3 protein-coding genes are annotated in these 7,145 nt (G+C 38.4%); all 3 read right to left on the reverse strand.

Annotation, left to right across the window (positions count from 1 at the left end; all coding sequences use genetic code 11):
• Window positions 1–401: 401 nt before the first annotated feature.
• Window positions 402–2,882, reverse strand: coding sequence for a hypothetical protein (locus ACH2CJ_RS19125; RefSeq protein ID WP_394995410.1), 2,481 nt, complete (start codon window positions 2,880–2,882; stop codon window positions 402–404).
• A 117-nt stretch (window positions 2,883–2,999) separates the two neighbouring features.
• A complete protein-coding gene (locus tag ACH2CJ_RS19130; protein WP_394995412.1) occupies window positions 3,000–4,706 on the reverse strand; it encodes a RagB/SusD family nutrient uptake outer membrane protein in 1,707 nt (568 codons plus the stop codon).
• Window positions 4,707–4,768: 62 nt separating this feature from the next.
• The coding region (locus ACH2CJ_RS19135; protein ID WP_394995414.1) for a SusC/RagA family TonB-linked outer membrane protein at window positions 4,769–7,145 on the reverse strand (2,377 nt) is incomplete at its 5' end.

Here is a 7,145-nt window from a genome sequence, read left to right on the forward strand (position 1 = left end):
TTGTTTTGTACAATTACAAAATTACTACTTTTGATGACATCCTGTGTTTTTATTCGTAAATCATTGATTATCAGTTAGTTAAACCCGAAACTCGCATTATTAAGTTTTTTTGTCAAGGTTAATAAAATTCCAATCAATATTTGAGCGGAATAGCCACATTATAATTATCGGTTTCGCTGATATAAACGGTACAAAAGAGTTCCTTTGGCATTTCATTTTCAAACCAAAGTTGCGGACGTTCCAATTTGCCAATCTTTTGTTTACCTTTTTCAAACTAAACTTAACTATCACTAAGCCTTGCAAGGCTCTACCACCTAAGTACATTTTGCCATTTACAACCGCCTTTTAAATAATTCAAAATCAAAAATTTAAAATACTAAATTTTCTCAGTATTGAGCTATTTATTTATACGTTAGCCACGCCGAAGCTATACAATCTTTATCAGTAGAAAACCGTATCCAACGTGCCTGAAAGCCTGACGGAAAATTGAAGGCAAATGTTTCATTGGGTTTTACTGTTACTTCTTTATATTTCATCCAAGGGCCATGGCCTATGGGTTCTATCTGAATTGTAAATTTTATGGCTTGTTTTGAGTCATGCGATATTTTAAGATTTTTTTTATCATAAAAGCCAATCAAATAGGGGTCTGAGGGAGTTCCAGCTTTTACCTGATTGTCTTTCCAAGGACCGCCTACACCAACGGCTTTTCCTAATTTCCAAAGGTCGTCAATAGTTCCTGCCCATATTTTCGCTTTGCCATCATCGGAAGAGATGATGTGTTCATTTTTAGGACTTTGGTTATCAAGACCTGTCATGACCAATAAACCACGATAAGAGGCATAATCATGAATACTGAGTGAATGTGAAGCCACAGGTCTAATTTTAGCAAATCCATCGGCATTTTCAGCTGGCAATTCATAAAATGTACCGTGTGCGTTGAGTAAGTCCCGCTCGGTGGCCACCTCACGGCAAATCCGTAAAGCGGCTTGTTGGGTTTTAGCCGTAAATGCCATATTCCCTTTTGGAAGCCTCCATCTTCTTCCATTGTCATCAACAATAAGCACCGAGGCATCATCAACTGTAACAACCTCACGTGGGATTGCAAATTTTTCACGTATGAACTGAGTCGTTTTGGGGTCATCTTTTTTTGTCAAGTGCATGGCACTATCCAATTCGTAGTAGCCATTTTCTATAAAATTTTCATTGCCAAATTGACCAGCCAAGACACCTAACATTCTACGATTATTGCCCAGGCCATAAAGTAGTCCACCTGAATAAGTGGAAGCATTGATATTGGCCAAACCATCGAATTGTTTGTCTTGAGTTACCTGAAAATGAGAAACATCACTATAATTAAAATTAACGGTTGCTTTGGTGGCTTGATTACTTTTTACACGTATCCACTCTCCCTTATCACTTGTTGCGAAAGTAACACCAATTGATTGACCTGCACCCACTTCTACTGACCTTAAAGTTTTCCAATTTCCTTTGCCATCTATATCGGTTTCAAAGCTGAATGTAACTTTTTGACCCCCATCATTTAGTAACCAAGCCATCCGTTGTTGCCAACCCGCAAATAGAAATGGTTCGGAAAAGACATTTGCCTCAATTTTTTCAGAAAGCCAAACAGCCCCTTGAGCTGTGTTAGGTCCTAAATTATCAGGTGAAGTAAGTGAAGTAAACCAAAGGTTTGAATTGGATTGTCCTGGACCTTCGATGTTTCCTTTGGTTTTGCGTTTGTTCAAAAACTCTTTCTGTGCTGAATCATCACAACCAAAAACTAAACCATTGTTCCATCGGGTAAAGTCGCCGATGACTTTGAGATAAGCCGAACGTGGACGAATACCAGCAGTATTTTTTGATGTAAATGTTTGTGGAAAATGCCAAAAAAGCCCGTGCATGGTCATGAGATAATCAGGTGTTTCGGATGTACCGATGTCACGAATTCGAGGCCATTCTGTATTCCAACCGTGAGCACCATCATAGCTATGACTGGCTTTTGGCAGGCGAAAGAACGACCATTTACCGCCGTCCCGGACACCTAACAAAACTGATTTGTAGTCCCAGCCTGTTGCCCAGATTGGGTCGGTTGAAGGATTGGTATTACCATAAATTCCTCCTGGCCCTGTTACTTCTACAAATTGATTACGACGTACTACTTTCCAGTCTTTACCATTCCATTCGGCCAAAACACCTGATTCTATATCAAACTGTTTCAGTGCCAGAGAGCCAGATTCGCCATTGTTGGAATACACCATTACTCCTTGACCCGAATATACGCCTTTGCCGTGTGCTCCTGGGAGGAGTGTTCCAGTGAAGTTGTTCTGAGTATCTTCATGCTTTTTTTCTTTAACGTTGCCATCTTGATAAAGCATTTGGGTTGCGAGATTTTTAACATCTAACTTATAAAAACCTTCTTCCATGGTGGCAATTAAAAGTTTGTTTTGGGGGTCAGACAAATCACGAGCCAAACCAGTGTAACGGCCAGGTGCTTGGGTATATGGAAATGTACGAACAACACGGTTTGCATCAATGGCATAAGGCCCAATAAACAACTGATTGCTCTCTTTATGAATCATTCTATTGGCAGGTGTTCCCCCAATACTTTCGGGTCTTATTATTTTGTTCAAATCTGGTGAAATTTCATACAATTTATCAGAAGAACCGAATGGCAAATGTGGGCCGTACGTTATTACCCATAATCGGTCTGCCCAAGATACAACTGCACCAGTACCGCATTCGCCTTCGTTGTTATAATATGCCAAATGAGGATAAATACCGCTAAATTGAGGATAAGAAGACTTTCTTTGGGCGTGTGTATTGCCACTAAACAAGCAAATTGCTAACCCAAACAAAAAAAGTTTGATTTTATTTATTTTCATTTTATTAATTTCAATGTTAGTTGATATAAGTATCCGATTTTAGGGTTTCCACCCACAGAAATTAAATATCCGAAATCAAGTTTTTTAGATTTCTTTCTCCTGCGGGGAGTTTAGCCTCTAATATCCCTCGTTTTGCTTCATATTTGCATTTATTTGAATCTCAGAAGTTGGTATAGGCCACAAATATTGGCGGTCGTTCCAAGTCGTAAGTACCAAGTTTTTAATCAGTCCTGTCGCTGCCATAGCTGTAAAGTCGGGTGTGCCGTCTTGGTCAATTGTAGGAGTGCCAGCGAAAAACCAAAGGTTTTTATCTACTACTTTTGTCTTCAAATCAGCTGGGTCGAGTATTCCATAAATAGGACGATTGAGTACTTTACCTGCAATTTTCCATCTAATTATATCCATATACCGAAGCCCCTCAGATGCCAATTCCATTCTACGTTCCATACGAATTTCACGGCGAAGTTCGGCTTGGGCTTTCGTTTTAATTGCAGGATAGGTTGTGGCAGTAACAGCTACTTTATACGCCCTTGCTCTAACGGCATTGACAGCCGCCAATACACTATCATCTATCTCATTAAGTTCGGTTTTGGCTTCGGCATACATCAACATTACATCGGCTAATCTTATAACAAAATGCTCTGTTTCTATTAATCTGCCGTTGAGCAACCAAGAATCATCTACTCTTTTTTTCCAAACCAAACCATTGAAAGAAGCAAACTGAGCATTAGCTCGGTTGTCATTATTAGTTACTTTGGTATTACTACTCAAGCGAGTTACTTGCAAAGCGGTAGGGTTTGGATCATATATAAAACCCAAGTGAGGTGTGCCAAACTCTACTATTGAAGCCGTACATCTTGGGTCTCTATTCGCAAATGGATTTCGTGGGTCATATAAAGGGGATTGGTCAATCGTTTTACCATCGGTACATAAATAGGCACAAAATAAATCCCAAGTGGGGTTTGCGGCTCCGAATCCACCCGCATTTCTGGTGATAATATCAGAAATAGGACCTACGGTTTGTTTTAATTCTAATGAACGCGGAATGGAGAAAATTACCTCCTTTGAATTTTTCGTACTTTGAAGAAATAAATTCGAATAATCAGGATGTAAAGTAAAAGCATTCAAATCCATGCAGGCTTTAGCTGCTTCGGCAGCTACTTTAAAATCGCCTTCGTAGAGTGCAAATCGAGCTTTTAGCCCCATAGCGGCACCTTTTGTAGCTCTTTTTACGGCAGTAGTAGCGTAAGACGTTGGCAAGTTTTTCATGGCAAAATCAAAGTCTTCGTAAATTTTGGTAGTAACCGTTTTTTTATTTGTTCTTCCGATTGAGTAGCCTTCTTCGATAGAAATTACTTGGTCGCTATACACAACATCTCCGAAATGATTCACCAATCGGGCATACTGAGCTGCACGATGAAAGCGAGCTTCGGCTAAGTATATATCTAATTTAGCTTGTGCTACTTTTGCCTTGGTTTCATCGCTATTTAAAGCAACAATTGCTCTATTTGCTCTTGCAATGGCTTTATACGAATTTCTCCAAAAAGTTGTTGAAAAGTCCCATTGACTTGTTATTGTGCCTGCTTTGACAGGAGTAAGAGACTGACGATAAAAACCATCATCTGAAAGATAATTATTACTCAAGTCTTCGTCCCATTGCCACCAATCTATACGGTATAAGTCATTGAGTGCCAACTGGATTTCTGTTTCATTTGAGTACCACTTTTCAGCAGAAGGTTCTGCCAAAGGGTACAAGTCTAAGGAGTTTTGGCAAGAAGCAAATAAAAGTATGCTCAAAACCGCTGCAAATATTTTTGATTTCATTTTATTTATATTTAAGCAAATGAATGAATAGGTTTTGAATGAGATTTTTGATAAACCTCATTTTAAAAACTGATATTAAATCCACCAATCACAGTGGTAACAATACCAAAACCCTCTGGGTCCGAGCCTTTAGGGTATTTGTTAATCGTAAAAACATCAGAAGCATTTACATAAAATCTTATGTTATTAGACATGATTTTTTTTGTAATATTTTGCGGAATTGTATAGCCTAAAGCTATATTTTTTAGACGAAAATACCCTCCATTGAACAACCAAAAATCAGATAATGTACGGTTAAAGCCTTTATTTGTTTCGGTGTATCGAGGGTATTTAGCCGCAAGATTTTGTTCTGGGGTATTATTTACACTCCAAGTGTTACCATCTAAATAAACAGGAAAAACGCCCCAGTTTTCGGCATTATAGTCTGTATAATCAAGGTTTGAAACTTGCTGATAACCTATCCCCTGAAACGTAATACCTAAATCAAAATGGCTATATTCTAAGCGTACATTGCCACCATACATCCATTGGGGTAATGAACCTCCTATTAACACACGGTCATACTCTGGAGATATTTTGCCGTCGGGAACACCGTTTGGACCACTAATATCAGTATATTTTAGGTCGCCAACTTTTACGGTATTGCTTAGTTTAGGCGAATTGTTTAGGTCTTCTTGGGTTTGATAAATACCTTCTGATTTATATCCATACCACTCGTCAAATTGACTGCCTTTTTTCTTGATTTTACTACCAATAAACTCTGTACCACCCAAATCGCCCATTATTGATTTAAACTGTGATAAATTGGCGGAAACCGAATATTTCAATTTGCCAATATTATCTGTCCAACCCAAATCTAAGTCTATACCCTTAGTTTCCATGATTCCAGTATTTTGATTAGGATTTTCAAAGCCTACAAAAATTGGAATCTGTAAAGCCAATAGCATATCTTTGGTCTGTTTATAATAAACATCGCCAGTAAAGCGTAACTTATTTTTTAAGAAATAAGCATCAACACCTAAATCGGTAGAAGCTGTTTTTTCCCAAGAAATATCTTTAATTGCGTACTGAATCTGAGCGGCTGTTTGCTGAGCAACAGCTACATTGTTTTGATAAAACAAGGCATTTCCAAAACTTATAATGCCAAAAGATGGGTAGTTGCCTATTCTCTCGTTACCCAATGTTCCCCACGAAGCACGTAATTTTAAGAATGATAGTACGTTTTGTTTTTGCATGAAACCCTCTTCAGACACGACCCAACCAGCCGAAATAGAAGGAAATACACCCCATCTATAATCTTTATTGAACCTCGATGAGCCATCTCGTCGGACATTGGCTTGTAGTAGATATTTGTTATTGTAGCTATATGTAATACGACCAAATTGTGAGCGATAGGCTGTTTCAAAGGCAGTACCAAAATTATCTCTCAAAGCGGCTGGGCCTTGGTTTAAGAAAGGATAAGTATCAAAAAGGTATTGGTCTCTTGATGCTCCCATAGACTCACCTTTGTAGTAATAGTTTTCATATCCAAGTAATGCTGAAAAATCACTTTTCCCGATTGTTTTTATGTAATTTCCCAATAATTGAGTCGTAAGACTATAGTTTGTTGTTCGATTTTCATCTAAACGAGTTGTAAGCCCGCCACTTATTAAAGTTGCCGCAAATAGATTTGGGTTATCGGCAGAATAAGCATCAACCTGTCTATTAAATCGTTTTTGATTATTGAAATCAAAAATAGGAGCGAGAATAGCTGAAAGTTTCAAGCCATCAATGGGTTTCAAATCCAATGCGATTCGTCCTCCTACTTGATTAAAATTATTTTTGTTTGTTCCGCCGTATTTAATTTTAGCATATACATTTTCGCCTGCTTTTCCGTCGGCTATTCTTCCATCTGCCCATAGTGCTGGATAAATAGGTGATGAAATTCTTATTCTACCCAATGGGTCATTAGCAGTTGGGTCGGTGGTATTTGTTCTTTTGAAATTAAAGTCCACAGTTCCACCAATAAATTTATTGATAGTAAAGTCGTTATTTGAGCGTAAAAAGATGCGTCCATAATCTTTGTTTTCATAGAAACCACCCAATTTTTCATAACGAATCGAAGCATTAGATTTTACAAACTTTGACCCCCCTATGATGCTAATACTGTGTGCCTCACGTCGTGCCATCTTGTTGAGGGTTAAAGCCATCCAGTCGGTATCGGGGTATTTGTTGGGGTCGGTCAGATGTTTTTGGTCATAGTTATTCAATAAATCTTGGCTAAAAGTAGGGAATTTATTTGCTCCATTGCCTGCATCATTCCAGCGGAGTTCATTTACTAACTCCATGTATCTTGATGCTCCCATGTAGTCAGGAAGTTGGGTGGGTTTATCGAAGCCATTTTCGTAGTTATATTGTATAGAAGCTTGGTCGGTTTTGGCTCTTTTGGTAGTAATTAAG

The organism is Emticicia sp. (assembly GCF_043780375.1).
Lineage (GTDB): Bacteria > Bacteroidota > Bacteroidia > Cytophagales > Spirosomataceae > Emticicia.

What these genes read in the sequence shown, in the direction of transcription:
- ACH2CJ_RS19125 (WP_394995410.1), bottom strand. Translation starts at nt 2,882, where the DNA reads ATGAAAATAAATAAAATCAAACTTTTTTTGTTTGGGTTAGCAATTTGC.
- ACH2CJ_RS19130 (WP_394995412.1), bottom strand. Translation starts at nt 4,706, where the DNA reads ATGAAATCAAAAATATTTGCAGCGGTTTTGAGCATACTTTTATTTGCT.